The 24,711-nt window shown below is 64.4% G+C and carries 22 protein-coding genes; 2 read left to right on the plus strand and 20 right to left on the minus strand.

Annotated features, from left to right (window positions below):
• Positions 1–117: 117 nt before the first annotated feature.
• From AC3A6F_RS24960 to AC3A6F_RS25055, 20 genes are all read right to left on the minus strand, one after another.
• Positions 118–834: a tetratricopeptide repeat protein gene (locus AC3A6F_RS24960; RefSeq protein ID WP_487686432.1), complete on the minus strand. Its 717-nt coding sequence runs from the start codon at positions 832–834 to the stop codon at positions 118–120.
• Between the two features lie 120 nt (positions 835–954).
• Complete coding sequence (locus tag AC3A6F_RS24965; protein ID WP_487686434.1) at positions 955–2,196, minus strand: cystathionine gamma-synthase family protein; 1,242 nt, start codon at positions 2,194–2,196, stop codon at positions 955–957.
• Positions 2,197–2,199: 3 nt separating this feature from the next.
• Positions 2,200–3,726 (minus strand): amidophosphoribosyltransferase, encoded by a 1,527-nt coding sequence (purF, locus tag AC3A6F_RS24970; RefSeq protein ID WP_487686436.1) that lies wholly within the window; start codon positions 3,724–3,726, stop codon positions 2,200–2,202.
• Between the two features lie 63 nt (positions 3,727–3,789).
• Entirely contained in the window at positions 3,790–4,278 is a 489-nt protein-coding gene (locus AC3A6F_RS24975) for a CvpA family protein (protein WP_487686438.1), read from the minus strand.
• A gap of 15 nt (positions 4,279–4,293) precedes the next feature.
• Entirely contained in the window at positions 4,294–5,265 is a 972-nt protein-coding gene (locus AC3A6F_RS24980; RefSeq protein WP_487686440.1) for an SPOR domain-containing protein, read from the minus strand.
• A gap of 27 nt (positions 5,266–5,292) precedes the next feature.
• A complete protein-coding gene (folC, locus tag AC3A6F_RS24985; protein WP_487686442.1) occupies positions 5,293–6,591 on the minus strand; it encodes a bifunctional tetrahydrofolate synthase/dihydrofolate synthase in 1,299 nt (432 codons plus the stop codon).
• A 98-nt stretch (positions 6,592–6,689) separates the two neighbouring features.
• Complete coding sequence (gene accD / locus AC3A6F_RS24990; RefSeq protein WP_320472700.1) at positions 6,690–7,562, minus strand: acetyl-CoA carboxylase, carboxyltransferase subunit beta; 873 nt, start codon at positions 7,560–7,562, stop codon at positions 6,690–6,692.
• A gap of 324 nt (positions 7,563–7,886) precedes the next feature.
• Entirely contained in the window at positions 7,887–8,159 is a 273-nt protein-coding gene (locus AC3A6F_RS24995; protein ID WP_487686444.1) for a hypothetical protein, read from the minus strand.
• Positions 8,160–8,438: 279 nt separating this feature from the next.
• On the minus strand, positions 8,439–9,239 hold the full coding sequence (gene trpA / locus AC3A6F_RS25000) for a tryptophan synthase subunit alpha (protein WP_487686446.1): 801 nt from the start codon (positions 9,237–9,239) through the stop codon (positions 8,439–8,441).
• A gap of 78 nt (positions 9,240–9,317) precedes the next feature.
• Positions 9,318–10,577, minus strand: a complete 1,260-nt coding sequence (gene trpB / locus AC3A6F_RS25005; RefSeq protein WP_487686448.1) for a tryptophan synthase subunit beta — start codon at positions 10,575–10,577, stop codon at positions 9,318–9,320.
• Positions 10,552–11,253, minus strand: a complete 702-nt coding sequence (locus AC3A6F_RS25010; protein ID WP_487686449.1) for a phosphoribosylanthranilate isomerase — start codon at positions 11,251–11,253, stop codon at positions 10,552–10,554. Before AC3A6F_RS25010 ends, trpB begins: the two co-directional genes overlap by 26 nt.
• Before the next feature lie 19 nt (positions 11,254–11,272).
• Positions 11,273–12,073 (minus strand): tRNA pseudouridine(38-40) synthase TruA, encoded by an 801-nt coding sequence (gene truA / locus AC3A6F_RS25015; protein ID WP_487686451.1) that lies wholly within the window; start codon positions 12,071–12,073, stop codon positions 11,273–11,275.
• Positions 12,070–15,132: a motility hub landmark protein FimV gene (locus AC3A6F_RS25020; RefSeq protein WP_487686453.1), complete on the minus strand. Its 3,063-nt coding sequence runs from the start codon at positions 15,130–15,132 to the stop codon at positions 12,070–12,072. The genes truA and AC3A6F_RS25020 overlap by 4 nt, the downstream gene beginning before the upstream one ends.
• A gap of 222 nt (positions 15,133–15,354) precedes the next feature.
• On the minus strand, positions 15,355–16,482 hold the full coding sequence (asd, locus tag AC3A6F_RS25025) for an aspartate-semialdehyde dehydrogenase (protein ID WP_487686487.1): 1,128 nt from the start codon (positions 16,480–16,482) through the stop codon (positions 15,355–15,357).
• A 26-nt stretch (positions 16,483–16,508) separates the two neighbouring features.
• The gene (gene leuB / locus AC3A6F_RS25030) at positions 16,509–17,579 is read right to left on the minus strand and encodes a 3-isopropylmalate dehydrogenase (RefSeq protein WP_487686455.1); all 1,071 of its coding nucleotides are present in this window, start codon (positions 17,577–17,579) and stop codon (positions 16,509–16,511) included.
• 17 nt (positions 17,580–17,596) lie between these two features.
• Positions 17,597–18,244 carry a 3-isopropylmalate dehydratase small subunit gene (gene leuD / locus AC3A6F_RS25035; RefSeq protein WP_487686457.1) on the minus strand — a complete coding sequence of 216 codons (648 nt, stop codon included), beginning with the start codon at positions 18,242–18,244 and terminating at the stop codon, positions 17,597–17,599.
• A gap of 96 nt (positions 18,245–18,340) precedes the next feature.
• Entirely contained in the window at positions 18,341–18,463 is a 123-nt protein-coding gene (locus AC3A6F_RS25040) for an entericidin A/B family lipoprotein (RefSeq protein WP_147937122.1), read from the minus strand.
• A 43-nt stretch (positions 18,464–18,506) separates the two neighbouring features.
• Complete coding sequence (gene leuC, locus AC3A6F_RS25045; RefSeq protein WP_487686459.1) at positions 18,507–19,907, minus strand: 3-isopropylmalate dehydratase large subunit; 1,401 nt, start codon at positions 19,905–19,907, stop codon at positions 18,507–18,509.
• Between the two features lie 235 nt (positions 19,908–20,142).
• Positions 20,143–22,032, minus strand: coding sequence for a chemotaxis protein CheA (locus AC3A6F_RS25050; protein WP_487686461.1), 1,890 nt, complete (start codon positions 22,030–22,032; stop codon positions 20,143–20,145).
• Positions 22,032–22,901 (minus strand): protein phosphatase CheZ, encoded by an 870-nt coding sequence (locus tag AC3A6F_RS25055; protein WP_487686463.1) that lies wholly within the window; start codon positions 22,899–22,901, stop codon positions 22,032–22,034. The genes AC3A6F_RS25050 and AC3A6F_RS25055 overlap by 1 nt, the downstream gene beginning before the upstream one ends.
• A 388-nt stretch (positions 22,902–23,289) precedes the next feature.
• On the opposite strand from AC3A6F_RS25055, the gene AC3A6F_RS25060 reads away from it, so the two are divergent.
• Positions 23,290–23,757, plus strand: coding sequence for a universal stress protein (locus tag AC3A6F_RS25060; RefSeq protein ID WP_487686465.1), 468 nt, complete (start codon positions 23,290–23,292; stop codon positions 23,755–23,757).
• Positions 23,758–23,848: 91 nt separating this feature from the next.
• On the plus strand, positions 23,849–24,493 hold the full coding sequence (locus tag AC3A6F_RS25065; RefSeq protein WP_487686467.1) for a response regulator: 645 nt from the start codon (positions 23,849–23,851) through the stop codon (positions 24,491–24,493).
• The last annotated feature ends 218 nt before the right edge of the window (positions 24,494–24,711 follow it).

The following is a 24,711-nucleotide window of genomic DNA, read 5'->3' on the forward strand; positions in this document are numbered from 1 at the left end:
TCGTTCCCGCGAAGGCGGAAACCCCAGTTTGCATGAGTCGCCGCCACAATAAGCGATCGTGACGGTGCTGAGGGCTTGGGTTCCCGCCTTCGCGGGAACGACGTTTATAGGCAGTCTTTACTGCTTGGCCTTGTTGACCACCGCATTGTGCTGGTCGACAAACGCTTCGGTCGCGCTGCGCCATGCGGCGAAATCGGCCAATACCATCTTCGAATTGACTTTCGCTCCCTCGGCGATGTTCTGGCGCACCTGTTCCAGGTAGGCGGTCGATGCTTCGGTTTCCTGCTTGTTCATCAGCTTGGCGATATCGGGCGGGATGCGCTTGGTCAGCGGCGATTGCGTGTTCAGGTTGGTCACCATCTTGTTGTAGCAATCCTGCCAGCCGGTCACCGCCTTGTTCACGCGCTCGATCTCGTCATTCACCTTCGACACCGGCGGGATGCGCGGCGACGGGCAGCGGTACTCGCCGGCCTGCAACTCGGCGCCATCGTAGCCCTTGATCCAGTAATCGATCTCGGCGCGGCGTTCGACGCGCTGCTGCATGATCACGAGCGAATCGGCGGCGACCTTGTTGCCCTTGGCGGCCGACTTTTCAAACAATTCCTTTGCCTTGGCCTCGTCGACCGCGCCGGCCTCGCCATACCAGTACATCTGGCCCAGCTGCTGCTGGGCTTGTGGGTTGCCGGCATTGGCCAGCTTGGTGTACAGCTTGAGCGCACCCGCAAAGTCTTTTTTCTCGAACAGGGCATTGGCATCCTCGAGTTCGCCGGCGAAGGCGACGCCACCGGTTGCGAACAACGCCGCGAGGGACAGGCAGGACAGGAATCGTTTCATGGGCATACCGTAAGGCTGGGCTGGTAAAAGTCCATGATAGCCGTGTTTTACGGCTGGGCTCAACCGCAAAAATGACAGGGCCGGCAATTGCCGGCCCTGTCAGGACAGTTTTACTCCGCTTTACGCATCCAGCGCCTGGCGGAAGTCGCCGACCAGGTCATCGGTGTCCTCGATGCCCACCGACACCCGGATCAAGCCTTCCGCAATGCCCATGCTGGCGCGCCGCTCGGGGCCCATCTCGAAGAAGATCGTGTGCGCCACCGGAATCACGAGCGTCCGGTTGTCGCCCAGGTTCGAGGCCGGGATCGCCAGTTTAAGGCGATTCAGGTAGTCGAACGGGTCGATGTCTTCTTTCAGCTCGAAGCTCAACAGCGAGCCGCCGGAGCGGAACAGCGCATCGACGATCGCGTGCTGCGGGTGCGAAGCCAGGCCCGGGTAATGCACGGCAGCGACGCGCTCGTCGGCCTCGAGCATCGTCGCCAGCGCCAGTGCATTGGCGCAGGTGCGCTCCATGCGCAGGGCCAGCGTCTCGGCGCCGACCGCGATGTGGTGCGCCGCTTCCGGCCCCAGCGCGGCGCCGAAGTCGCGCAGCGCCTTGGCCCGCAGCTGGGCCATGCCTTGCGCACCTGGCGCCTGCTTTCTGAAGTTCTGGGCGATGTTCGGATACGCGGCCCAGTCGAAGAGGCCCGTGTCGGTCAGCGCGCCGCCCAGTGCGATGCCGTGACCGCCGATCGACTTGGTCAGCGAATTGACCACCAGCCCGGCATGCACGTCTTTCGGACGGAACAGCCAGGGCGTGGTCATCGTGTTGTCGACCACGTACAGGATGCCGCGCGCACGGCACAGTTCGCCGATACGGGCCAGGTCCGCCACCTGCGTGCGCGGATTGGCGATGGTCTCGACGAATACCAGGCGGGTGTTCGGCTGCAAGGCCGCTTCGACCTGGGCCACGTCGGTAGCGTCGACGAAACCTACATCGACGCCCTGCCCCGCCACCGTCTGCCACAGGCTGTTGGTGTTCCCGAACAGGAAGCTCGACGACACGATGTGGTCGCCGGCTTTCAACAATGCCTGGAACAGCGCGCCGATCGCCGCCATGCCGGTGCCGAAGCACAGGGTGGCGACGCCGTCTTCCATCTTGCTGATCTTGTCTTCCAGGGCCGACACCGTCGGGTTGCCCTGGCGGCCGTAGCGAAAGCCCGGCTCCTTGCCCTGGAACACCGACGCCAACTGGCGCGCGTCGGCATAGCCGAAGGCGACCGAGGTGTGCACCGGCTTGTGCAGCGAACCCTGCTCGATCGTCTTGCGGCGATCGTTGTGCAGGATGGTGGTGGTGAAGCCGTAGCGCTTGTTATCCGACATGGCTTACTCGGCGGCCACCGGCGGGTTCAGGTTGAGCTGGGTTCGCACCTTGTCCTCGTTGCCGTCCTTGCTCGACGGGGCGTGGCGCGCCGATTCCTGGCGATCCAGATACTCCGGGGTCACGTCGCCGGTGACGTAGACGCCGTCGAAGCACGAGGCCTCGAAGTTCTTGAGCTCGGGATTGACGTCCGAGATCGCACGCTTCAATGCGTCGACGTCCTGGTACACCACGCGGTCGGCCGTGATCTCGCGGCACACTTCTTCCGTCGTGCGGCCGTGGGCGATCAGTTCGTCGCGGGTGGGCATGTCGATGCCGTACACGTTCGGGTACAGCACCGGTGGCGCGGCCGAAGCGAAGAACACCTTGCGGGCGCCGGCTTCGCGCGCCATCTGCACGATTTCGCGGCTGGTGGTGCCGCGCACGATCGAATCGTCGACCAGCAGCACGTTCTTGTCCTTGAACTCGGAGCTGATCGCGTTCAGTTTCTGGCGCACCGATTTCTTGCGCATGCCCTGGCCCGGCATGATGAAGGTGCGGCCGATGTAGCGGTTCTTGATGAAGCCTTCGCGGTATTCGACGCCCAGTTTCAAGGCCAGCTGGATCGCGGCCGGACGCGAGGAATCGGGGATCGGCATCACCACGTCGATCTCGTCGACCGGGATTTCGCGGCTGACCTTGTCGGCCAGGTATTCACCCATGCGCAGGCGCGTGGCATACACCGAGGCGCCGTCAATCACGGAATCGGGACGCGCCAGGTAGACGAATTCGAAGGCGCACGGGTTGAGCGATGGATTTTCGGCGCACTGGCGCTCGTGCAGCTGGTTGTTTTCGTCGATGAAGACCGCCTCACCCGGCGCGATGTCGCGCACGAAGCGAAAGCCCAGGCCTTCCAGGGCGACCGATTCGCTGGCCACCAGGTATTCATTGCCCTGCTCGGTCTCATTGATGCCCAGGCACAGTGGACGGATGCCGAACGGGTCACGGAAGGCCAGCAGGCCGTGGCCGGCGATCTGCGCCACCACGGCGTAGGCGCCGCGCACGCGGCGGTGCACGGCGGCGACCGCCTTGAACACGGCGTCGGCGTCGAGCGAGTAGCCGTCGGCCGCTTCCTGGATTTCGTGCGCCAGCACGTTGAGCAACACTTCGGAGTCGGAATCGGTGTTGATGTGGCGGCGGTCGTTGCGGAACAGCTCGTCCTTCAGCACTGCCTGGTTGGTCAGGTTGCCGTTGTGGGCCAGCGTGATGCCGAACGGTGCGTTGACGTAGAACGGCTGCGCCTCTTCTTCGCTCGACGAACCGGCGGTCGGGTAGCGGCAGTGGCCGATACCGGTATTGCCCTGCAGCGAACGCATATTACGGGTGCGGAACACGTCCCGGACCAGGCCATTGGCCTTGAACATCGAGAACATGCTGCTGTGATTGGTCGCGATACCCGCCGCGTCCTGGCCGCGGTGCTGCAGCAGCAGCAATGCGTCATACAGCAACTGGTTGACGGGAGAGTGAGAGACGACGCCGACGATGCCACACATGGTGTGCTCCTAAAAGCTTGAGTGCTTGATTACAGAAAAAGTTCTACGACTGAGGAATGCTGGTCAAAAATTCACGTGCTGCGCCATGGCAGCGGGCAGGAAGGGCTTGACGGTACGGGCGCCGGTCTCGGCGATCGGCGACAACAGGGCCTCTTGCCAGAATGCCTGCTTAGGGATGTCCGTCATCCCACACAATATGACGCCGGCCAGCACGATTACAATGCCGCGCGCCAATCCAAACAAGCCGCCAAGGCCGCGGTCCGCAAGCGAGAGGCCGGTGGCTTCCACCAGGGCCCCGATCGCCAGCGATAGCAGGCCCATCAGGATACGCACGCCAAGGAACAGCGCGATGAAGGCCACGATCAAGCGCGCCGTGTCGCCGGGAATTACTTCCGGCAGCAAGGGCGCGAGCCCGGCGCCATAGGCATTGGCCACCACGAAGGCGACGATCCAGCCCACCAGCGACAGGATTTCCTTGACCAGGCCGCGCAAGGTGCTGATGACAACGGAGGCGATCAGCACGAACAGCACCAAGTAATCGAAAATCGTCACGCTTTTAGGACAAGGTCAGAGCGGCACCATGGTGCCGGACAGGCCGATGCCGCCCAGCTTGGCGCGCGTTTTCTCGGCTTCTTCCTTGCTGAACGGACCGATCCGCACACGGATCAGTTCGCCAGACTTCTGGGTGAACGATGCGATGCCGGCGCCGCGCAGGCGGTCCTGCAATTCCGTGACCTTTTCCTGGCTGCCCAGGGCGGCGACCTGCACCACGAAGCGCGGCGCCGGGCCTTGCGGCTTTTGCGGCTCGGCCGGCTTGCCTTCGAGGATGGCAATGGCGCGCGCGGCGTCGTCCTTTGGCGCGGGCTTGGCGACCTGCTCGGCCTTCGGATGCGTCTCGGCCGGTTTCTTCGCTGGCTCGGGTTTCTTCTCGGGCGTCGGCTCCCGTTTGGGTTCCGGCTTGGCTTCGGGCTTCGGTTCTGGCTTGGGCTTGACTGGTTCGGGCTTCGGCTCCGGTTTCGGCGGCTCGGCCGGTTCCAGCATGCGCATCGGCGGCGGATCGCCGGCTACAGGGGCCGTCACGGGTGCGCTACTTGCTCGGGCACTGGCCGCAGGGGCCGAGGCCGTGGGACCGGCGGCCGGTGGCGCGGAGTCTGGCTCGACGATCTCTTCGTCGCTGTCGACGCTGGCCATTGGTGCCACCTGCTCGGACGGCACGGGCAGCGGGGCTGCCTTGTCCTTGTCCGGGATGTGGATGGCGATGTCGGTGGCGAGCGGCTTGGGTTCGGAATCGAGCAGCATCGGCAGCGCGACGACGGCCGCCAGGACCAGCGCGATGGCGCCGACCAGGCGGCGGCGGGCGCGCTTCTTCTCGGGCAGGATCGGGTCGCCACGGCTGCTGCGGCGGCCCGCCTCGCCTGCGGAGCTTGCGCGCTTGGAACGGGCGCGCTCGGTATAGGCGGAATCGTCGTCCTTGACGAAGTGCCCACTGTCCTGGACAGTTTCTTGCTTGTTTTTATTGCCGAACGAGAACAAGCCCATGTGGTTCAGGTAATAGCGTGAAGAAAGTCAGTGAAGACTCGATTTACGGGCCGCCATGACGCCTGCAACCGTGTAGAAAGAGCCAAAGACCACAATTCTATCATTCTCCCCTGCCCGGCTCAGCGCATTCGCATAAGCCTCGGCTGGCGATGCGAAATTAGTCACAGAAAAATCGTCATCCTTGGCGCCGGCCGGCCGCAATTCGCGCAGCTTGTCGGCCAGCGCATCGGGCTGTGCCGAGCGCGGCGAATCGAGCTTCGTCACGCACCAGTGATCGACCAAACCGGCCATCGGCGCGATGACGGCGTCGATGTCCTTGTCTTCCATGATGCCGAACACGGCATAGGTGAAACGGTGGAAACCCATATTGCCCAGGTTCTGGGCCAGGGTGGCGGAGGCATGGGGATTGTGGGCGACGTCCAGCACCTGGGTCGGACGGCCCGGCAGCACCTGGAAACGGCCCGGCAGTTCGACCATGGCCAGGCCGGCGCGGGTTTCCTGGGCGCCGCACGGCAGCTGCATGCGCAGCGCCTCGAGCGCGGCCAGCGCGGCCGAGGCGTTGAGCAGCTGGTTGGCGCCGCGCAGGGCCGGATAGGCCAGCGAGTTGCGGCGCTGGCTGCGGCCGCCATAGCTCCACTGCTGCTGGTCGCCCTGGTAGTTGAAGTCGCGGCCGAGCAACCACAGGTCGGCGCCGATCTGTTCCGCGTGGTCGATCAGCGATTGCGGCGGCACCGGGTCGCTGCAGATCGCCGGCTTGCCCGGACGGAAGATGCCGGCCTTCTCGAAGCCGATTTTTTCCCGCGTATCGCCCAGGTAAGACGTATGGTCGATGTCGATGCTGGTGACCATGGACACGTCGGCGTCGATGACGTTGACCGCATCCAGGCGTCCGCCCAGGCCGACTTCGAGGATGGCGACGTCGACGCCGCTCTTGGCGATCAGATGGGCGATGGCCAGGGTGGTGAATTCGAAATACGTCAGGTCGGTCGCGGCGCGGGCGGCTTCGACTTCGTTGAAGGCGCCCACGAGCGCTTCATCGGACGCCATCTCGCCATTGATGCGGGCGCGCTCGTTGAAGTCGAGGAAGTGCGGCTTGATGTAGAGGCCGACGCGGTAGCCGGACTGCAGCAGCACCGATTCGAGCATCGCGCACGTGGAACCCTTGCCATTGGTGCCGGCGACCATCATCACCGGGCAATCGAAGGCCAGCCCCATGCGCTCCTTGACGGCGCGGACGCGGTCCAGGCCCATGTCGATATGGGTTTCGGCATGGCGCGACTCGAGCAGGGCCAGCCAATCGGGCAAGGTGGTGGGAAGTGGGGACATGGTGGGTACGGTAGTGTTTCGGTGCGATGCGGACATGAAAAAGGCGACCGGCGAGGCAAGATGTTCGCTTGCCCGCGCCGGCCGCCCTTCGTGTCGACTTAAGCCAGGACTTCGGTCGCCTGGTTTTGCAGCAGGGCCAGCAGGCGCGCGATTTCTTCGCGCATCTTGCGGCGGTCGACGATCATGTCGACGGCGCCCTTGGTGACCAGGAACTCGGCGCGCTGGAAACCTTCTGGCAATTTCTCACGCACGGTGTTCTCGATCACGCGCGGGCCGGCGAAGCCGATCAGGGCCTTCGGTTCGGCGATGACGACGTCGCCCATGAAGGCGAACGAGGCCGAGACGCCCCCCATGGTCGGGTCGGTCAGCACGCTAATGAACGGCAGCTTCTTTTCGGACAGCTTGGTCAGCATGGCAGTGGTCTTGGCCATCTGCATCAGCGACAGCAGGCCTTCCTGCATGCGGGCGCCGCCGGTGGCGGTGATGCAAATGAACGGCACCTTCTGCTCGAGCGCGATTTGCGCGCCGCGCACGAAGCGCTCACCAACGACGGAACCCATCGAGCCGCCCATGAATTCGAATTCGAAGGCGGCGACGACCACCGGCAGGCTCATGATGGAACCGCCCTGCACGATCAGCGCATCGGTTTCGCCGGTGGCTTCCATGGCCGACTTCAGGCGATCCGGATACTTCTTGCTGTCCTTGAACTTCAGCGTATCGACCGGCAAGGTCTCCTGGCCGATATCGTAGCGGCCGCCTTCATCGAGCAGCGCATCGAGGCGATCGCGGGCGCGGATGCGCATATGGTGGCTGCACTTCGGGCACACGTGCAGATTGGACTCGATGTCCGCACGATACAGCACCGACTCGCACGACGGGCACTTGACCCACAGGCCTTCCGGCATGGTCTTGCGGTTAGCGGCATCGGAGCGCTGGATCCGAGGGGGCAGCAACTTTTCCAACCAACTCATATTCTCTCCTTTGCGGCAAATCTTTCAGGTGGCGTAGTGTATCCGCTCAGGCCCGGCTTGTCGAATCGTAGCAAGCTGCCAATTGCCTGTTTGACATCCCCACCCGCCCACCCGCAAGGTAGGGTCAGAGTCGAATTGTTTGACAACTTTCGGAGTTGCCCAATAAATCAACTCTGACCCCCGCCATTTTTTTCTAATACAAATTCCTTTCACTCATATTAGGGACAGAGTCACGCCCTTCTAGACGTCAATCAATAGCCCAACAATTAGGGTCAGAGTAGATTTATTGGCCAATATTCCTATAACAATGTGCCGATTACTAACTCAGGAAGTGATTTCGGCGGTCGTATATTCGAAGCCACCAACCCGATTGGCCACGAGGTTATAAATCCACGCACACAACAGCCCACCGAGGTAGCTGAAGAACGCGTACACGAAAGGAAGCAGGATCAGGCCGCCAACGCCGATGCTGGCCTTCCCGGCAGCCATCGCCACCATGACAACCAGCGCAACGATGGGCAGCGAGATGACGAAATAAATGCCGGCAATCATCTTGGCGCACTGGGCAACGCCGACATGCTTGATGCGAATCTTCACTGAATCCTCCCAAAATCGAAAATGGAAGACACAATTTACCCGAGGCAACTCCTCGAAGAATAGCGCAGGAGCAAACCTGGATTTGCGCGATGGCAATTAATAGCGGATAAGGAAAGGTTGCATACCCAAGCCGGCGAAAAGTTATCAAACAATTCGACTCTGACCCTAATTGTTGGGTAATGTCTGCTGTGAAAGCTAAAAGAGGGTCAGTGTCGAATTGAATGACAACATTGAGTCAAGAAATTGCTCAATAATTCAACTCTGACCCTAATTAATGGCTTAGCGTGCGTCGAGGGCGGTGCGGATGCTTGAGGTGAAGTTGCGGACGGCTTCGACGGCCTCGCTTGACGGATGCGCTTCGATTTCCTGGATGATGCGGCTGCCGATCACGACTGCGTCCGCCACCTGCGCCACCGCCCTGGCGGTCGCGCCGTCGCGGATCCCGAAGCCGACGCCGATTGGCAGCTTTACGTGTTCGCGGATCGCGCTCACGCGGCGCGCCACGTCGTCGGTGTCGATGGCGCCGGAACCCGTAACGCCCTTCAGCGAGACGTAGTAACTGAAGCCGCCGCCATGCCGGGCTACCTGCTTTACCCGTTCGGTGGTCGAGGTCGGGGCCAGCAGGAAGATCAGGTCAAGGCCGTTGTCGCGCATGGCGCTGGCAAAATCCTGGCATTCTTCCGGCGGATAGTCGACGACGATGGCGCCGTCGGCGCCCGCTTCTTTCGCGCAGCGGATGAATTCACCCTGGCCGATGCGCTCGATCGGGTTGGCGTAGCCCATCAGCACGACAGGGGTGCTGGCGTTGGTCTGGCGGAATTCACGCACGAAGGCGAAGACGTTCTTCAGGCCAATGTTAAATTTGAGCGCGCGCTCGCAGGCGCGCTGGATCACCGGGCCCTCGGCCATCGGATCCGAGAACGGTACGCCCAGTTCCAGGACGTCGGCGCCGCCCTCCACCAGGGCGTGCATCAGCGGGACCGTCAGTTCGGGGCCGGGGTCGCCGGCGGTGATGAAGGTCACCAGGGCGGTCTTGTTCTGCGCCTTGAGTGCGGTAAACGTGGGTTCGATGCGGGACATGCTGTTTTCCTTTTTTAAAAGTCACGGATGGTGCGGCGCTCCAGCCGATGTGCGGCTGGAGCCAGATGAAACTGGATTTCAGCCGAAATCCAGCCCCATCCGCTGCGCCACCGTGTGCATGTCCTTGTCGCCGCGGCCCGACAGGTTGACCAGGATGATCTTGTCCTTCGGCAGGGTCGCTGCCAGCTTCACGCCATAGGCGATCGCATGCGACGATTCCAGCGCCGGGATGATCCCCTCGATGCGGCAGCAGTCGTGGAAGGTCTGCAGCGCCTCTTCATCGGTGATCGACACGTATTGCGCGCGCGCCGAATCCTTCAGCCAGGCGTGCTCCGGACCGACGCCCGGATAATCCAGGCCGGCCGACACCGAATGCGTCTCGATGATCTGCCCGTTCTCGTCCTGCAGCAGATACGTGCGGTTGCCGTGCAGGACACCCGGCAGGCCGGCCGTCAGCGAGGCTGCATGCTTGCCCGAGTCGAGTCCCTCGCCCGCCGCCTCGACGCCGATCAGCTGCACGCCCGGCTCGCCGATATACGGGTAAAAAATGCCCATCGCGTTCGAGCCGCCGCCGATGCAGGCGACCACGTAGTCGGGCTGGCGCCCCGCCATGGCAGGCATCTGCACGCGGCATTCCTCGCCGATCACCGACTGGAAGTCGCGCACCATCATCGGATACGGGTGCGGGCCGGCCACCGTGCCGATGATGTAGAAGGTGTTTTCGATATTCGTGACCCAGTCGCGCATCGCCTCGTTGAGCGCGTCCTTCAGGGTCTTGGAGCCCGATTCCACCGGCACCACGGTCGCGCCCAGGAGCTTCATGCGGTACACGTTCTGCGCCTGGCGCTTGACGTCCTCGGCGCCCATGTACACGACGCACTCCAGGCCGAAGCGCGCGCAGATGGTGGCGGTGGCCACGCCGTGCTGGCCGGCGCCGGTTTCGGCGATGATGCGCTGCTTGCCCATGCGCCGCGCCAGCAGGGCCTGGCCGATCACGTTATTGATCTTGTGCGCGCCGGTGTGGTTCAGGTCCTCGCGCTTGAAATAGACCTGGGCGCCGCCGGCCATCTCGGACCAGCGCCGCGCGTGGTACACCGGCGACGGACGGCCGACGAAGTGCGCCAGCTCGTAGCGGAATTCCTCGAGAAATTCGGGATCCTGCGCATACTTCGCATAGGCTTCGTTCAGCTCGGCCAGCGCATGCGACAGGGTTTCGGCGACGAAGCTGCCGCCATAGGGGCCGAAGTGCCCGACCGCGTCGGGCAGGGCGTAATCCGGGGTCTTGAACAACGGCGCAGCACCAGGCTGGCCGTCAGGGGTGAGAACTTTCGTGGTCATGGTGCGACTCGCTATCGATGGTGGCATCGGCTGCCCGCACCGCCGCGACGAAGGCGGCGATCTTGCGGGCGTCCTTGATCCCCTTCGCTTCCTCGACACCACTGCTGATGTCGACGGCGAAGGGACGAACACGTGCGGTCGCCTCAAGGACGTTGTGTACGCTCAACCCACCACTCAAAACGACCCGAGGCGCGAGCTCTTTTGGAATTAGAGACCAATCGAAGACCTTTCCTGCGCCGCCGTAAGCGTCTACCCAGGTGTCGAGCAAAAGGCCCGAGAACCACGGACTGGCGGCGCGGTATGCAGATTCACATTCTAGCAAAGCCGCAGGCGGCGTGTCAGGCTTGATGCGGTAGGCGCGCACGAAAGGCCGCTGGACGGCAGCCGCGATGGCGGCGCACTGCTCTGCCGTTTCGTCGCCATGGAACTGGATCAGCCCCAGCGGCATGCTGCCTGCCACCTCGCGCACCTCGTCGGGCGTCGGGTTCACGAACAGCGCCACGCCGCTCACGAACGGCGGCAGGAGCGCGCACAGCTCGGCCGCGCGCGCCGGCGTGACGTAGCGCGGGCTCTTCGGATAGAACACGAAGCCGAGCGCGTCGGCGCCTTGCTCGACCGCCGCGCGCAGGTCTTGCTCGCGGGTGATGCCGCAGATTTTGATACGGGTGCGTCGCATGGCTAGTCCTGGAAATCGATCACAGCCACGGCAGGGGCACACTGGCCTCCTGCGGCAGCTTCCACTTCGGATCGTACTCGATCTTGGCGAAATACAGGCCGTCCGGCATGAAGGTCGGCGCGGCGACGTCGCGCGAACGGGCTTCGAGCACCTCGCGCATCCAGTCCGGCTCATTGCGTCCGGTGCCGATGTACACCAGCGAGCCGACGATATTGCGCACCATATGGTGCAGGAAGGCGCTGGCGCGCAGGGTGAACACGATGATGTCGCCATGGCGCGCGATGCTCAGCTCGTGCATCTCCTTCACCGGCGTATTGGCCTGGCAGCTGCTGGCGCGGAAGCTCGAAAAATCGTGGGTGCCGATCAGGTGGCGCGCGCCTTCGCGCATGCGCTCGACGTCGAGCGGGCGGAATACCCACCCTGCCCGCTTGGCCAGCAGCGCCGATGGATTCGGGTGGTTGTAGAGCACATAGTGATAGGTGCGCGAACGGGCCGAGAAGCGGGCGTGGAATTCCTGCTCCCCCTCTTGCCCGTCGACTGCGGCGGCCCAGCGCACCACGATCGACTCGGGCAGGAAGGCATTCACGCCGCGCACCCAGGACTGGACCGGGCGATTCAGGTCGGTATCGAAATGGATGACCTGCTCGATGGCGTGCACGCCGGCGTCGGTACGGCCGGCGCAAGTGGTGGAGAGCGGAACGCAGGCGAACTTCTCCAGCGCGATTTCGAGACGGTCCTGGACGGTGTTTCGTTCCGGCTGTTTCTGGTAGCCGTTCCAACCGGTGCCGATGTACTGGACACCCAAAGCGATACGGGTCACGCCAGTAGTTCCCTCATCGCGCTGGCCTTGCCGACCTGCTCGCTATTGCCGCCCTTGATGACTTCGTCCAGCAGCTCGCGCGCGCCTTCCTTGTCGCCGATCTCCTGGTAGGCGATGGCGAGATCGAGCTTGGTCTCCATCTCCATGTGCTCGGGCGACATCTGGCCCGGCGCCTCGGCGGCTGCACCGGCTGCACCGGCTGCACCGGCCGCATCCAGCGGCTGCGCGGTGGCGGGCTCGGATGGCGGCAGGTCGAGGTCGAAGTCGGCCAGGTCGAACGATGGCGCGGCCTTGTCGCCGGCCGGCGTCGCATTGAGCTCGAATGCCTCACGCGCCGAGACTTCCTGCGGCGCTGGCACCGGAGCCGGGGTCTCGGGCAAGTCGAAGGCGTCGAACGGATCGTCCACGCGCGCACCGAAATCCTTCGGTTCGGCGCCGCCTGCGGCGCGCGGCTCGTCCGGCGTCCCGAAGTCCATGCTGTCCAGGTCGAACAGCGGATCTTCCGATGCGGTGCTCGCCTGGGCGGGACGCGCTGGCGTCTCGTCGAACGACGGCGTCACAGGTGTGGTAGGCGCGGAAAAATCCATGGTATCGAGATCGTGCAGCGGATCGGCCTGCGCCACGGTCGTGCGTGGGGTGCTGCCCGGCAGCGGCGGCAAGCCCTCGAAGTCCTTGGCCAGGCCGGCCATGTCGACCGGGGTCGCCTGCACTTGCGCCTGCGGCGACAGGTCGAGCGTGAAGTCGTCGTCGTCGTCGACCGTGGCAGCGCCTGCCGCCGGCTGGGCGGTCGCCGGGGTGTCGAAGTCCATGTCGAAATCGAGGTCGTTCGCGTCCGGCGTGCCCTCGCCCTGCCCGGCCACCGGCGCGCTGCCTGGTGGGGCGAACGGCGCCATGTCGAATTCGAGGTCGGGTACGGCGGTTGCATCCGGATCCGGACGGCTGGCCGCAGGCGGCGCCGTGTCGGTATTCGTCACCGGCTCGAACGTCAGGCCGCCGAGGTCGAAGTCGAGCGTGTTGTCGTCGTTGCGGGCGTCTGGCGCGGATTCGGCTTGCGGCGCGGCCGTGCGGTCCTCGTCGTCCTTGGCCAGGGCCACCGCGGCGGCGCCGGCAGCAGCGCCGGCAGCAACGCCAGCAGCAGCACCGGCGGCCGCACCCGCGTCCACCGACGGGCCGCCACGGAAGGCGTCCTCGAATTGCTGCGACAGGATCGCCTGCTGGTTGCGTTCCTGCGGCGATGGCGCCGGGGTCGACGCCGGGGCGGCGCTCGCATACAGCGGATTGGCCGGGTCCAGGCTCAGGCCCAGCGCGGCAGCCTGGGCCCATTCGTCGCCCTGGCCGCCGGTGAAGGCATGCAGCTCGCGCGCCTGGGCTTCGAAAGCGCGCACGTCCTTGCGGGTGGCGTAGATCTCGAGCAGCTTGAGGCGCACCGGATGGCGTTCCGGATGGACGCGCAGCGCTTCCTTCAGGATTTCCTCGGCCTGGGCGTCGCGGCCATAGGCGATGTAGACGTCGGCTTCGGCGACCGGATCGACCTCGTTGGTGTCGAGCTGGCTGGCCGATGGCGCGAAGCTGGAGTTGAATACGCTGTTATTCGTGTCCACGCTCTGGCCGCCGGTCTCGGCGAACAGCGAGTGGGCGCTGGCGCCGGGCACGCCCAGCACCGACGGTTCGGCCGCCACCGGCTTGACCGCCTGCGCATTGCGCTTGCGGCGCTGGGAGATGCCGAGCGCCGCCAGCAGCAGCACCAGCGCGCCGGCGCCGATGTAGAGCATATTGTCCAGGATGGTGTCGACCAGGCTTTTCTCCGGCGGCGGGGCCGGCCTTGCAGGACGCGGGCGCGGCGCGGGCTTGGCCACCGGCTTCTCCGCCGCGGCCGTGGCAGCGGCGGCGGCGGCTGCCTGCTCGGCCTCGGCGCCGGCGCGGCTCGGCACCGTCATCAGGTTTTCGAGTTCGTTGACGTTGCGTTCCAGTTCCTTCACGCGCGCCTCGGCCTGCGCCAGTTCGCGCTCCTTGGCCACCGTGTCCTCGACACTGGCGGTGCCGTCGGCCGGCGCGCCGGCCCCACCGGGCGTTGCCTTGGACAGCTGCAGCTTGTCCTGCGCTTGGCTGACGGCGGTCGGCTGCTGCTCGACGCGGGCGGTGACGCGGCCGCTGGCGCTCTGGCCGCCCTGCGGCGTGGCGCTCGGCGCGCTGCTGGCGACCTGGCCGGCCAGCTTGTTGCGGTAGGCGTCGAAGTCGGCCGCATGGGCCACGACCACGCCGCGCGCCTCGCCCTGGCTGGCGCCGCCGCGCAGCGAATCGGCATCCGGAATGCTCAGGATCTGGCCCGACTTCAGGCGGTTCATATTGTTGCCGATGAAGGCGTCGGGATTGGCGCGATACAGCGCGACCAGCATCATGTCGAGCGAGATGTCGGCCGGCTTGACGTCGAGCGCGATGCCGCTGAGCGTATCGCCGCGACGCACGCGGTAGTTGTCCTGCGCTTCTCGCGCCTGGGCTTCGCGCGCCTGGCGTTCGGCGCCGCGACGGGCGGCGGCAATCCTTGCTTCACTCGGCGATTCATTCGGCGCGGCAGCCGCTGGAGCCGGGCGCGATGCAGCGCTCGGCGCGGCCTGGCGGGTTTGCGGCGCCGCCGCCACCTGGGCCGGCTGGGTCGTGCGCAGCTCGGCCGGGTCGAGCAGGAAGGTGTATTCGCGCACCAGGCGGCCGTTATTCCAGGTCAGCTCCAGCAGCATGTCGACGAAGGGCTCGTTGAGCGGCTGGGTCGAGCTGACCCGGATCACCTGGCGTCCGGCCCGCTCGTCGACCGCGAAGCGCAGCGACAGCAGGGCCGGGTTGAATTCGATGTTCGCGGCGCGGAAGGCTTCGGGCGAAGCCAGCTTGACCGCCATGCTTGCCGGGTCTTCACCGGCGCCGGCCGTCAGCTCGATCTCGGCGCGCAGCGGCTGGCCAAGCGCCGACAGCACCGTCAATTTCCCCAACCCGGCAGCATGGGCAGCGGAAGTCAGGAACACTGCACTGGCCACGGCGGCGGTGATCGATTTCAGCGCGGTTGCCACGAGCGGAGATTGGTGCGAAGAATGCATAGTTAGCAGCGAAATGAGTTGGCCGAGGGAAAGGCGGTTTCCCGGAGTCTCAACATAACATCATGCTCTGGAGCACGCAAGGTCTCGACGCACCCGGACGACCGGAGTATGCACCTTCTTCAAAGCGAATGCCCCGTAGACGGGGCATTCATTATTCAGACTGCATGTCAGTTGCCATTGGGGCAACAGATTGGATTAACGCTCGAGCACGATGCGCAGCATGCGGCGCAGCGGTTCGGCCGCGCCCCACAGCAGCTGATCGCCGACCGTGAAGGCCGACAGGTAATCGTCGCCCATCGACATCTTGCGCAGGCGGCCGACCGGGATGCCCAGGCCGCCGGTGACGGCTGCCGGCGAGAGGTCGCGCATCGACGCTTCGCGGGTGTTCGGCACCACCTTCACCCACTGGTTGTGCTTGGCGATGATGTCGTTGATCTCGTCCAGCGGCACATCGCGGGTGAGCTTGATGGTCAGTGCCTGCGAGTGGCAACGCATGGCGCCGATGCGCACGCACAGGCCGTCCACTGGAATGGCTTTGCTGTCGAAGAGCGCGCCGCGGCCCAGGATCTTGTTGGTCTCGGCGCCGGCCTTCCACTCTTCTTTCGACTGGCCGTTGCCCAGGTCCTTGTCGATCCACGGGATCAGGTTGCCGGCCAGCGGCACGCCGAACTGCTTCGTTTCGTCGGCCGACAGGCCATGCTGGGTCGCCAGCACCGTGCGGTCGATCTCGAGGATGGCCGATGCCGGATCGTCGAGCAGCGATTTCACCGAGCTGTTGATGGTGCCGAACTGGGTCAGCAGTTCGCGCATGTGCTGGGCGCCGCCGCCCGATGCCGCCTGGTAGGTCATGGAGGTCATCCACTCGACCAGGCCGGCTTCGAACAGGCCGCCCAGGCCGATCAGCATGCACGACACGGTGCAGTTGCCGCCGATGAAGTTTTTCACGCCTTTCGACAAGGCGGCGTCGATCACCGAACGGTTGACCGGGTCGAGCACGATGACGGCGTCATCGTTCATGCGCAGGGTCGATGCGGCGTCGATCCAGTAGCCGTTCCAGCCGGCCGCGCGCAGTTGCGGGAACACCTCGCTGGTGTAGTCGCCGCCCTGGCAGGAGATGATGATCTCGCATTTCGACAGTTCGGTAACATCTAGCGCGCTTTTCAGGATGGTTTCGTTCTTCGCCATCGAAGGCGCGGCGCCGCCCGGATTCGAGGTGGTGAAGAACACCGGCTCGATGTGGTCGAAATCGCCTTCCTCTTGCATGCGCTGCATGAGAACCGAGCCGACCATGCCGCGCCAACCTACCAGACCAACTAATTTCATCATCTTCTCTCAGGGTTAACTTAATTTTATGCGAGCGCCGCGACCACCGCGTTGCCCATCTCTTCGGTGCCCACCTTGGTGGAACCTGCTTCGAAAATATCCGGCGTACGCAGCCCTTGCGCCAGCACGCGCTTGACGGCGTTCTCGATGCGGTCCGCCTGGTCAGGCAGGCCGAGCGAGAAGCGCAGCATCATCGCCGCCGACAGGATCGTCGCCAATGGATTGGCCACGCCCTGCCCCGCGATGTCGGGCGCCGAACCATGCGACGGTTCGTACAAGCCTTTGTTGTTGGCGTCGAGCGAGGCGGACGGCAGCATGCCGATCGAACCGGTGAGCATCGCGGCCGCATCCGACAGGATATCGCCGAACATATTACCAGTAACGATCACGTCGAACTTCTTCGGCGCCCGCACCAGCTGCATGGCCGCGTTATCGACATACATGTGTTCGAGTGCGACGTCCTGGTATTCCTTGTGCACGTCGGTGACGATGTCGCGCCAGAACTGGAAGGTTTCCAGCACATTGGCCTTGTCGACGCTGGTCACCCGGCTTCCGCGTTTCCTGGCGGCCTGGAAGGCGACGTGGGCGATGCGGCGGATCTCGCCTTCGGCGTAGCGCATGGTGTCGAAGCCTTCGCGCTGGCCCTTGAACGGGCCATCCGGGCATTCGCGCACGCCGCGCGGCTTGCCGAAATAGATGTCGCCCGTCAGTTCGCGGATGATCAGGATGTCCAAGCCCGAGACCACTTCTGGCTTGAGCGTCGAGGCGCCGGCCAGCTCGGGATACAGGATCGCCGGACGCAGGTTGGCGAACAGGTTCAACTCGCGGCGCAGGCCGAGGATGGCCTGCTCCGGACGCAGCGCGCGCTCGAGCGTATCGTACTTGTAGTCGCCGACGGCGCCGAACAGCACCGCATCGGCCTGTTTCGCCAGTGTCAATGTGCCTTCGGGCAGCGGATGGCCATGGGCCGCATAGCCGGCGCCGCCGACTTCCGCGCTTTCCATCTCGAACGGTTCGCCGAGGGCGTTCAATACCTTCACTGCTTGCGCGGTGATCTCCGGGCCGATGCCGTCACCCGGCAGGATCGCAATCTTCATTGAGCTGCTTTCTTTGTTCAGATGGTGTTGGCGAGCCACGGCTGGGCCGCGACGTGGCGCTGCTCGAAGGCGCGGATCTCGTCCGCGTGGCGCAGGGTCAGGCCGATGTCGTCCAGGCCGTTGAGCAGGCAGTATTTGCGGAAGTCGTCGATGTCGAAGCCGTACGACAGGCTGCCGTCCTGGGTGCCGATGCGCTTGTTCTCGAGGTCGATCACGAGCTGGAAGCCTTCGTTCGCTTCGACCGCCTGGAACAGGGTCTCGACTTCTTCTTCGGACAGCGCGATCGGCAGCAGGCCGATCTTGAAGCAGTTGTTGAAGAAGATATCGGCGAAGCTCGGCGCGACCACGGCGCGGAAGCCATACTGTTGCAGCGCCCACGGCGCGTGCTCGCGCGAGGAGCCGCAGCCGAAGTTCTTGCGAGTGAGCAGGATCGAGGCGCCGGCGTAGCGCGGCTGGTTCAGCACGAAGTCCGGATTGAGCGGACGGGTGCTGCAATCCTGGCCCGGCTCGCCGTGATCCAGGTAGCGCCATTCGTCGAACAGGTTCGGGCCGAAGCCGGTGCGGCGGATCGATTTGAGGAACTGCTTCGGGATGATGGCGTCGGTGTCGACGTTGTTGCGGTCGAGCGGCGCCACCAGGCCCTGGTGTACGGTAAATTTATCCATGTTTCCCTCATCCCCGCTCCGCGGGGACCAATCAACGTCATCCCCGCGCAGGCGGGGACCCAAGTTTATCCCCGCGCAGGCGGGGATCTTAGTTATTTACCTTCCGCCGGCGCTGGTGACGACCTGCCCCACTTTCGACACATCGCGGCCAATGCCCGAGATGGTGTTGCAGCCGGCCAGCAGAACCGTGATGAGGGACAGTGCGAGTGCTTTTTTCATGATCTTCCTGTTACTTGATATACGGTCGTGTCCTGTTAACGCATCAGAGCGCACGTACGTCGACAAAGCGGCCCGCGATCCCCGCCGCCGCCGCCATCGCCGGCGACACCAGGTGGGTGCGTCCGCCCTGGCCCTGGCGGCCTTCGAAGTTGCGATTCGAGGTCGAGGCGCAGCGCTCGCCCGGCTCCAGCCGGTCGGCGTTCATCGCCAGGCACATCGAGCAGCCCGGCTCGCGCCATTCGAAGCCGGCATCGATGAAGATGCGGTCCAGCCCTTCGCGCTCGGCCTGTTCCTTGACCAGGCCCGAACCCGGCACCACCATGGCCAGTTTCACATTCGCCGCGCGATGCCGTCCGCGCACCACCTCGGCGGCGGCGCGCAGGTCTTCGATGCGCGAATTGGTGCACGAGCCGATGAATACCTTGTCGATGGCGATTTCATCGATCGGGGTGTTCGGCGCCAGGTCCATATAGGCCAGCGCCTTCTCGATCGCGCCGCGGCGCACCGGGTCAAGCTCGTTTTGCGGATCGGGCACGCGGCCGTCGATCGCGGTGACCATCTCGGGCGAGGTGCCCCAGGTGACCTGCGGCTGGATGTCTTTCGCGTCGAGTTCGACGACGGTGTCGAAGGCCGCGCCGTCATCCGTGTGCAAGGTGCGCCAGTAGGCGACGGCTTGGCTCCACTGCTCGCCCTTGGGCGAGAACGGACGGTCCTTGACGTAGGCGATCGTGGTGTCGTCGACCGCCACCATGCCGGCGCGTGCGCCCGCTTCGATCGCCATATTACAGACCGTCATGCGGCCTTCCATCGACAGCGCGCGGATGGTCGAACCGCCGAATTCAATGGCGTAACCGGTGCCGCCGGCGGTGCCGATCCGGCCGATCACGGCCAGTACGATGTCCTTGGCGGTCACGCCGGGATTGAGTTCGCCCTCGACCTTGACCAGCATCGATTTCGATTTCTTGGCCAGCAGGGTTTGCGTGGCCAGCACATGTTCGACTTCCGAGGTGCCGATGCCGTGCGCCAGGCAGCCGAAGGCGCCGTGGGTCGAGGTGTGCGAATCGCCGCAGACGACGGTCATGCCCGGCAGGGTCGCGCCCTGCTCAGGCCCGATCACGTGCACGATGCCCTGGCGCTTGTCGTTCATGTCGAAATACGTCAGGCCGAAGGCCTTGGTGTTGGCGTCGAGCGTCTCGACCTGCAGGCGCGAGGTCGGATCCGCGATGCCTTGCCCGCGGTCGGTGGTCGGCACGTTGTGGTCGGCCACGGCCAGGTTCGCGGACACGCGCCATAGTCCACGACCCGCTTCGCGCAGGCCGTCGAAGGCTTGCGGACTGGTGACTTCGTGCACCAGGTGGCGGTCGATATAGAGGACTGTGGTGCCATCGGCGTCGGCACGCACGACATGGGAATCCCAGAGTTTGTCGTAGAGCGTTTTTTGCATGGTCGATCCAGTGTTGCGGTGAGATGGTGCACGGTCTGTCGAGACCGGGTTTTCGATTATGCCATAATTGTGCAGTGCCGCACCAAGCCGGGGCGACGCACGTTTATGCCAACGACCTTACCACGCAGCAAATAATATTTGCAAGGGGTTTGCTGGATGCAAATAAAAAAAGCCCGTGTCACAAACACAGGCTTTTGTCTGCGCTTTTGGCGCAAGCGGCGATAAGCGTCGCTTTTTATGCAGCCAGGCGCACGCTGCTCCTGCACCCGTCCATGAGGAACGACAGGCCAACCACCAGCACCAGTTCGCCCTCGGCCGAACGCGCGGTGCCGGTGATGCCTTCGACCGTCAGCGCGGTCATCGGCTTGATCACCAGGTCGGCCGTGCCGTCCACCGCTTCCATCGCCAGGATGTAAGGCTGCGGCGCGTTGATGACGATGCCCACCTTCTCCGAAGCAGCCTCGTAGCCCAGCGCCAGCGCCAGCGAACGCACCGGCAGTGGGCGGCCCTGGTCTTTCAGCACCGGGGCGCCGCCGACGCAGGCGAAATCGTCCGGCAGCTCGACCACGCGCTCGACGACGGCCATCGGCAGCGCCAGTTGCGCACCCGAGGTCGACACCAGCATGGTCGGCACGATCGACAGCTCGATCGGCAGGCGGATCGCGAAGCGCGTGCCTTTACCCAGCGAGGATTCGATGCGGATTGCGCCGCGGTTCTTCTCGACCGCCGTTTTCACCACGTCCATGCCGACGCCGCGGCCCGACACCGAGGAAGCCACTTCCTTGGTCGAGAAGCCCGGCAGGAACACCAGCTGATAGGCGTCTTCATCGCTCTGGGCGCCGTTCTCGCCGATCAGGCCCTTGTCGACCGCTTTCTTGCGCAGGACGACCGGGTCCATGCCCTTGCCGTCGTCCTGCAGCACGATCATGACGCTGTTCGCTTCCTGCCAGGCCTTCAGCAGGATGTACGCCTTGGCCGGCTTGCCGGCGGCGACGCGCGCTTCAGGCGCCTCGATACCGTGGTCCAGGGCGTTCCTGAGCATGTGCACCAGCGGATCGTACAGGCTGTCCACCACCACGCGGTCGACTTCGGTCTCGGCGCCTTCGATGGTCAGCTCGACGTCCTTGCCGAGGTCTTTCGCCAACTCGCGCACCAGGCGCGGGAATTTCTGGAACAGGCGGCCCACCGGCTGCATGCGGGTCGCGAGCGTGGCGCGCTGCAGCTCGGCCGAGTAGCGCGAAGCGCGCTCGAGGGTCTCGGTGAGCGTGGCGATCAGCACCGCAGCCTGGCCTTCGAACTTGAACTGCTGCAGGCGCTCCAGCAGCACCGCGGCCTGGTTGGCGGCCTGCACCGATTCGCCGGCCACTTCGAGCAGCGCGTCGAGCTTGACGGCGTCGATACGGATGCTCTCGTCCTTGGCCGGTGCGGCAACGGCAGGCTTGTTATCGGTGCGGCGCTCGACGCCGTCCCAGTTCTTTCCGCCAGCGGCAGGTGCAGCGGGCGCAGCGGCAGCCGGTGCGGGCGCCGCTGCCACGGCCGCGACCGCAACAACGACCGGCGCAGCGGCAACATCGGCGTTGGCGCCGATGGCGTTCGCCGCCGGCACCACAGCGTTGTACATGCCGGCCCAATCGAGGCCATCGGCATCGGTCGCAGCCGGGGCCGCAACCACGGCCGGCGCGGCGGTCGCGACCGGGGCGGGAGCGACCGGCGCGGCGGCGGCAGGCGCCGGCGCATTGTCCTTGCCTTCGATCGCGTCCATCAGGATGCGCTCGAGGTCGCCCGGCATCTGCGCCAGGCCTTCCGGCGGCGTGCCGTTGTTCAGGTCACCGAGCTGGTCGGCCACGAAGCCCGAAGCCTGCAGCGCCGCTTCGATCGCGAGCGGCGTCACCGGCGCGGCGCCGGTGCGCAGCGCGTCGAACAGGTTCTCGGTCAGGTGGCAGGCCGCCACCAGCGCGGGCAGGCCCATGAAGCCGGCGCCGCCCTTGATCGTGTGGAACGACCGGAACACCGCGTTCAGCGTTTCCTTATTCTCGGGGTCGCGTTCGAGGCGCAGCAGGTGCTCTTCTACGTTTACCGCCAGATCCATCGCCTCGACGACGAAATCCTTCAGCATATCGTCCATTAGAATCCCAGATCGGCAAGTAGATCGTCAACATTGTCCTGGTTCAGCGCCGCATCCGGCACCGATGGGCCCTGCATCAGTTGCACGGGCGCAGGCTGCTCCTGTTCTTTCTTGGCCAGCTTTTCCTTGACATCAGGAGGCGCGTTGTCGCGCAGCAGCTGGGCCAGCTCGCTCTCGACGGTCTGCGTGATCTTGACGACCTTCTTGATCAGCTGACCGGTGATGTCCTGGAAGTCCTGGGCCATCATGATCTCGAGCAGGCGTGCGCGCTCGGCTTCGGTCGCTTCATTGACGCGCGCCGCGAACTGGCGCGAATCGCCAGCCAGGGCCTTGAACTCGTCCAGGCTCATCCTGCCTTCGAACAGGTCGGCCCAGCGGGTTTCCATGTCCTTGGCCTGCTTTTGCAGCTGGTCTTGCGCCGGCATGCCCTCGTCCAGGGTGTTGAGCACCTTGTTGGCGGCCTGTTCGGTCAGGGTGGCGACGTATTCCAGGCGGTCCTGGGCGTCGACGATCTGCGACGACGCCTCGGTCAGCGCCTTGTCGTAACCCAGTTCGCGCAGCGAGTCGTGCAGCAGGCGGACGATGCCGCCCAGGCGTTCGAACATGCCGCCTTCGTGGCTATCCTCGGCCGGTGCGGCTGCGGGCGCCGCCGGCGCGACAGTGGCGACGACAGCGGTGGCAGCCACGGCGGCGACGGCCGGGGCGGCGGTGGCCGATACCTGGTCGAACAAGGATTCCAGGTCGTCCTCGTCGTTGCTGGCGGCGGCCGGGGCCGGCTCGGTCGCTGCGGAGGGGCCGGGCGGTGCGCTGGTGCGCTGCGCCGCCACTTCCTCGAATAGTGCGTCGAAATCGTCAGCGGCGTCGGTCATAATCCCTGCTTCTCCATAATGTATAAATGAGCAATCAGCTCTGCAATCCGGGGGTTCTGCTGCGTCCACCGGGCCGGTTAGGCCGGTTAAGTTTCGGTGGAGTAATTGAAGCGAGTGTAGCAGCGTGGTTGCCGTAGGTAAATCTCAGAGAAGGCAATGCAACAAAATGGACAAGGAAACTTAATTCCGCGACAATTAAAACCGGGTGTTCCTGATGCTTTTAATAAGGTCGGTGTTGTATTTTGTAATCGCAGGTCAGTTTTCCAGGTTTAGTGTCGCATCGCGGCAGCTTGCGTTCATTTGATGGAACTCAACTGTTTGCGTCTCAGAAATCGCCATCCTGCACTGTGTCGTCTGAATGTGCGTGGCCAAGTAGGAGGAACCAACCATGTACCGCAAGATCCTGATCACCACCGACGGTTCGGCCGTGTCGCAGCACACCGCCTGCGCCGGCGTCAAATTTGCGCAACAGATGGGCGCCGAGGTGCTGGCCCTGTTCGTCGCCCCCGAGTACCAGTATCCCGTGTACGTCGAGATCATCCCGCCCGCCTACCCGAGCGAAGAGGAATACATCGCCCAGATGCGGCGCATGGGCGAGGAATACATGGGCAAGATCACCCGCTCCTGCGCCAGCGCTCTCCTCCACTGCCAGTGCATGACGGCGTTTTCCGATTCGGCGGCGCTCAAGATCGTCGATGTCGCCGAGCAGGAAGGTTGCGACCTGATCTTCATGGGCTCGCACGGCCGCAGCGGCTGGAACCAGCTACTGCTGGGCAGCGTCACCAACAAGGTGTTGTCGCACACGACCAAGCCGGTGCTGGTGCACCGCCTGATCGCCGAACCGGCGGCTTCTTGACCCCGCCACCCCGCGCCCGTGTATTTACGGCTACAATAGTTTTTTCGCTGATCCAGGGTAGGAAACCGCTTCAGGTTCAAGGGAATCGATAATGGTAAGAATCGTCATCGCCGATGACCACACGATCATGCGCGAGGGCCTCAAGCGCATCCTGGACGGCGCCGAGGAAGTCGACATCGTGGGCGAAGCCACCAATGGCTTCGAAGTATTGTCGCTGGTACGCCATGGCGGCTTCGACCTGCTGCTGCTCGACCTGTCCATGCCCGGCCGCAGCGGCGTCGACCTGATCCGGCAGGTGCGCAGCGAGGCGCCCAAGCTGGCCATCCTGATCCTCACCATGCACGAGGAAGAGCAGTACGCGGTGCGCGCGATCCGGGCCGGCGCCCAGGGCTATCTCACCAAGGAAAGCGCGGGCACGCAGCTGGTGGGAGCGATCCGCAAGGTCGCCTCTGGGCGTCCCTACATCAGTACCGAAGTAGCCGAACAATTGGCGCTGAACATCATGGCGCCAAGCGAACAATTGTTGCACAAGCAGTTGTCAGACCGCGAATTCGAGGTATTTTCGCTTTTGGTGAGCGGCAAGTCGATCACCGAGATCGCCAACGGCCTGCACCTGTCGGTAAAAACCGTCAGCACCCACAAGACCCGCATCATGCAGAAAATGGGCATGAGCTCGCTGTCCGAGATGGTGCAATATGCCGTCGCACACCGCCTGTTGTCGCCACTAAAGGCGTGACACGCTGATTTTCTTTGACCGCCGCGCGTGGTTTTCGTGCGGCGCATGCCCCATATCCCCGGCTGGCTCCGCCACCGCGTCACACCCCGTCTGTTTCCGTTCTGCCACCTTCCGCCATTCGTGCAGCGTTCTTGGTGGTAGGAGTATTCCTACGACCGCACCATCTGTCCTACCTACATATTCAGGCAACGCTGATATTCGTGCCGGACTCGTGTTGG

It is taken from the genome of Massilia sp. Soil_C_3 (genome assembly GCF_057657035.1).

Bases quoted from the DNA above. Each gene is read 5' to 3' on its own strand.
- AC3A6F_RS24960 (WP_487686432.1), bottom strand. From the start codon at position 834: ATGAAACGATTCCTGTCCTGCCTGTCCCTCGCGGCGTTGTTCGCAACC.
- AC3A6F_RS24965 (WP_487686434.1), bottom strand. From the start codon at position 2,196: ATGTCGGATAACAAGCGCTACGGCTTCACCACCACCATCCTGCACAAC.
- purF (WP_487686436.1), bottom strand. From the start codon at position 3,726: ATGTGTGGCATCGTCGGCGTCGTCTCTCACTCTCCCGTCAACCAGTTG.
- AC3A6F_RS24980 (WP_487686440.1), bottom strand. From the start codon at position 5,265: ATGGGCTTGTTCTCGTTCGGCAATAAAAACAAGCAAGAAACTGTCCAG.
- folC (WP_487686442.1), bottom strand. From the start codon at position 6,591: ATGTCCCCACTTCCCACCACCTTGCCCGATTGGCTGGCCCTGCTCGAG.
- accD (WP_320472700.1), bottom strand. From the start codon at position 7,562: ATGAGTTGGTTGGAAAAGTTGCTGCCCCCTCGGATCCAGCGCTCCGAT.
- trpA (WP_487686446.1), bottom strand. From the start codon at position 9,239: ATGTCCCGCATCGAACCCACGTTTACCGCACTCAAGGCGCAGAACAAG.
- trpB (WP_487686448.1), bottom strand. From the start codon at position 10,577: ATGACCACGAAAGTTCTCACCCCTGACGGCCAGCCTGGTGCTGCGCCG.
- AC3A6F_RS25010 (WP_487686449.1), bottom strand. From the start codon at position 11,253: ATGCGACGCACCCGTATCAAAATCTGCGGCATCACCCGCGAGCAAGAC.
- asd (WP_487686487.1), bottom strand. From the start codon at position 16,482: ATGAAATTAGTTGGTCTGGTAGGTTGGCGCGGCATGGTCGGCTCGGTT.
- leuB (WP_487686455.1), bottom strand. From the start codon at position 17,579: ATGAAGATTGCGATCCTGCCGGGTGACGGCATCGGCCCGGAGATCACC.
- leuD (WP_487686457.1), bottom strand. From the start codon at position 18,244: ATGGATAAATTTACCGTACACCAGGGCCTGGTGGCGCCGCTCGACCGC.
- AC3A6F_RS25040 (WP_147937122.1), bottom strand. From the start codon at position 18,463: ATGAAAAAAGCACTCGCACTGTCCCTCATCACGGTTCTGCTGGCCGGC.
- leuC (WP_487686459.1), bottom strand. From the start codon at position 19,907: ATGCAAAAAACGCTCTACGACAAACTCTGGGATTCCCATGTCGTGCGT.
- AC3A6F_RS25050 (WP_487686461.1), bottom strand. From the start codon at position 22,032: ATGGACGATATGCTGAAGGATTTCGTCGTCGAGGCGATGGATCTGGCG.
- AC3A6F_RS25055 (WP_487686463.1), bottom strand. From the start codon at position 22,901: ATGACCGACGCCGCTGACGATTTCGACGCACTATTCGAGGAAGTGGCG.
- AC3A6F_RS25060 (WP_487686465.1), top strand. From the start codon at position 23,290: ATGTACCGCAAGATCCTGATCACCACCGACGGTTCGGCCGTGTCGCAG.
- AC3A6F_RS25065 (WP_487686467.1), top strand. From the start codon at position 23,849: ATGGTAAGAATCGTCATCGCCGATGACCACACGATCATGCGCGAGGGC.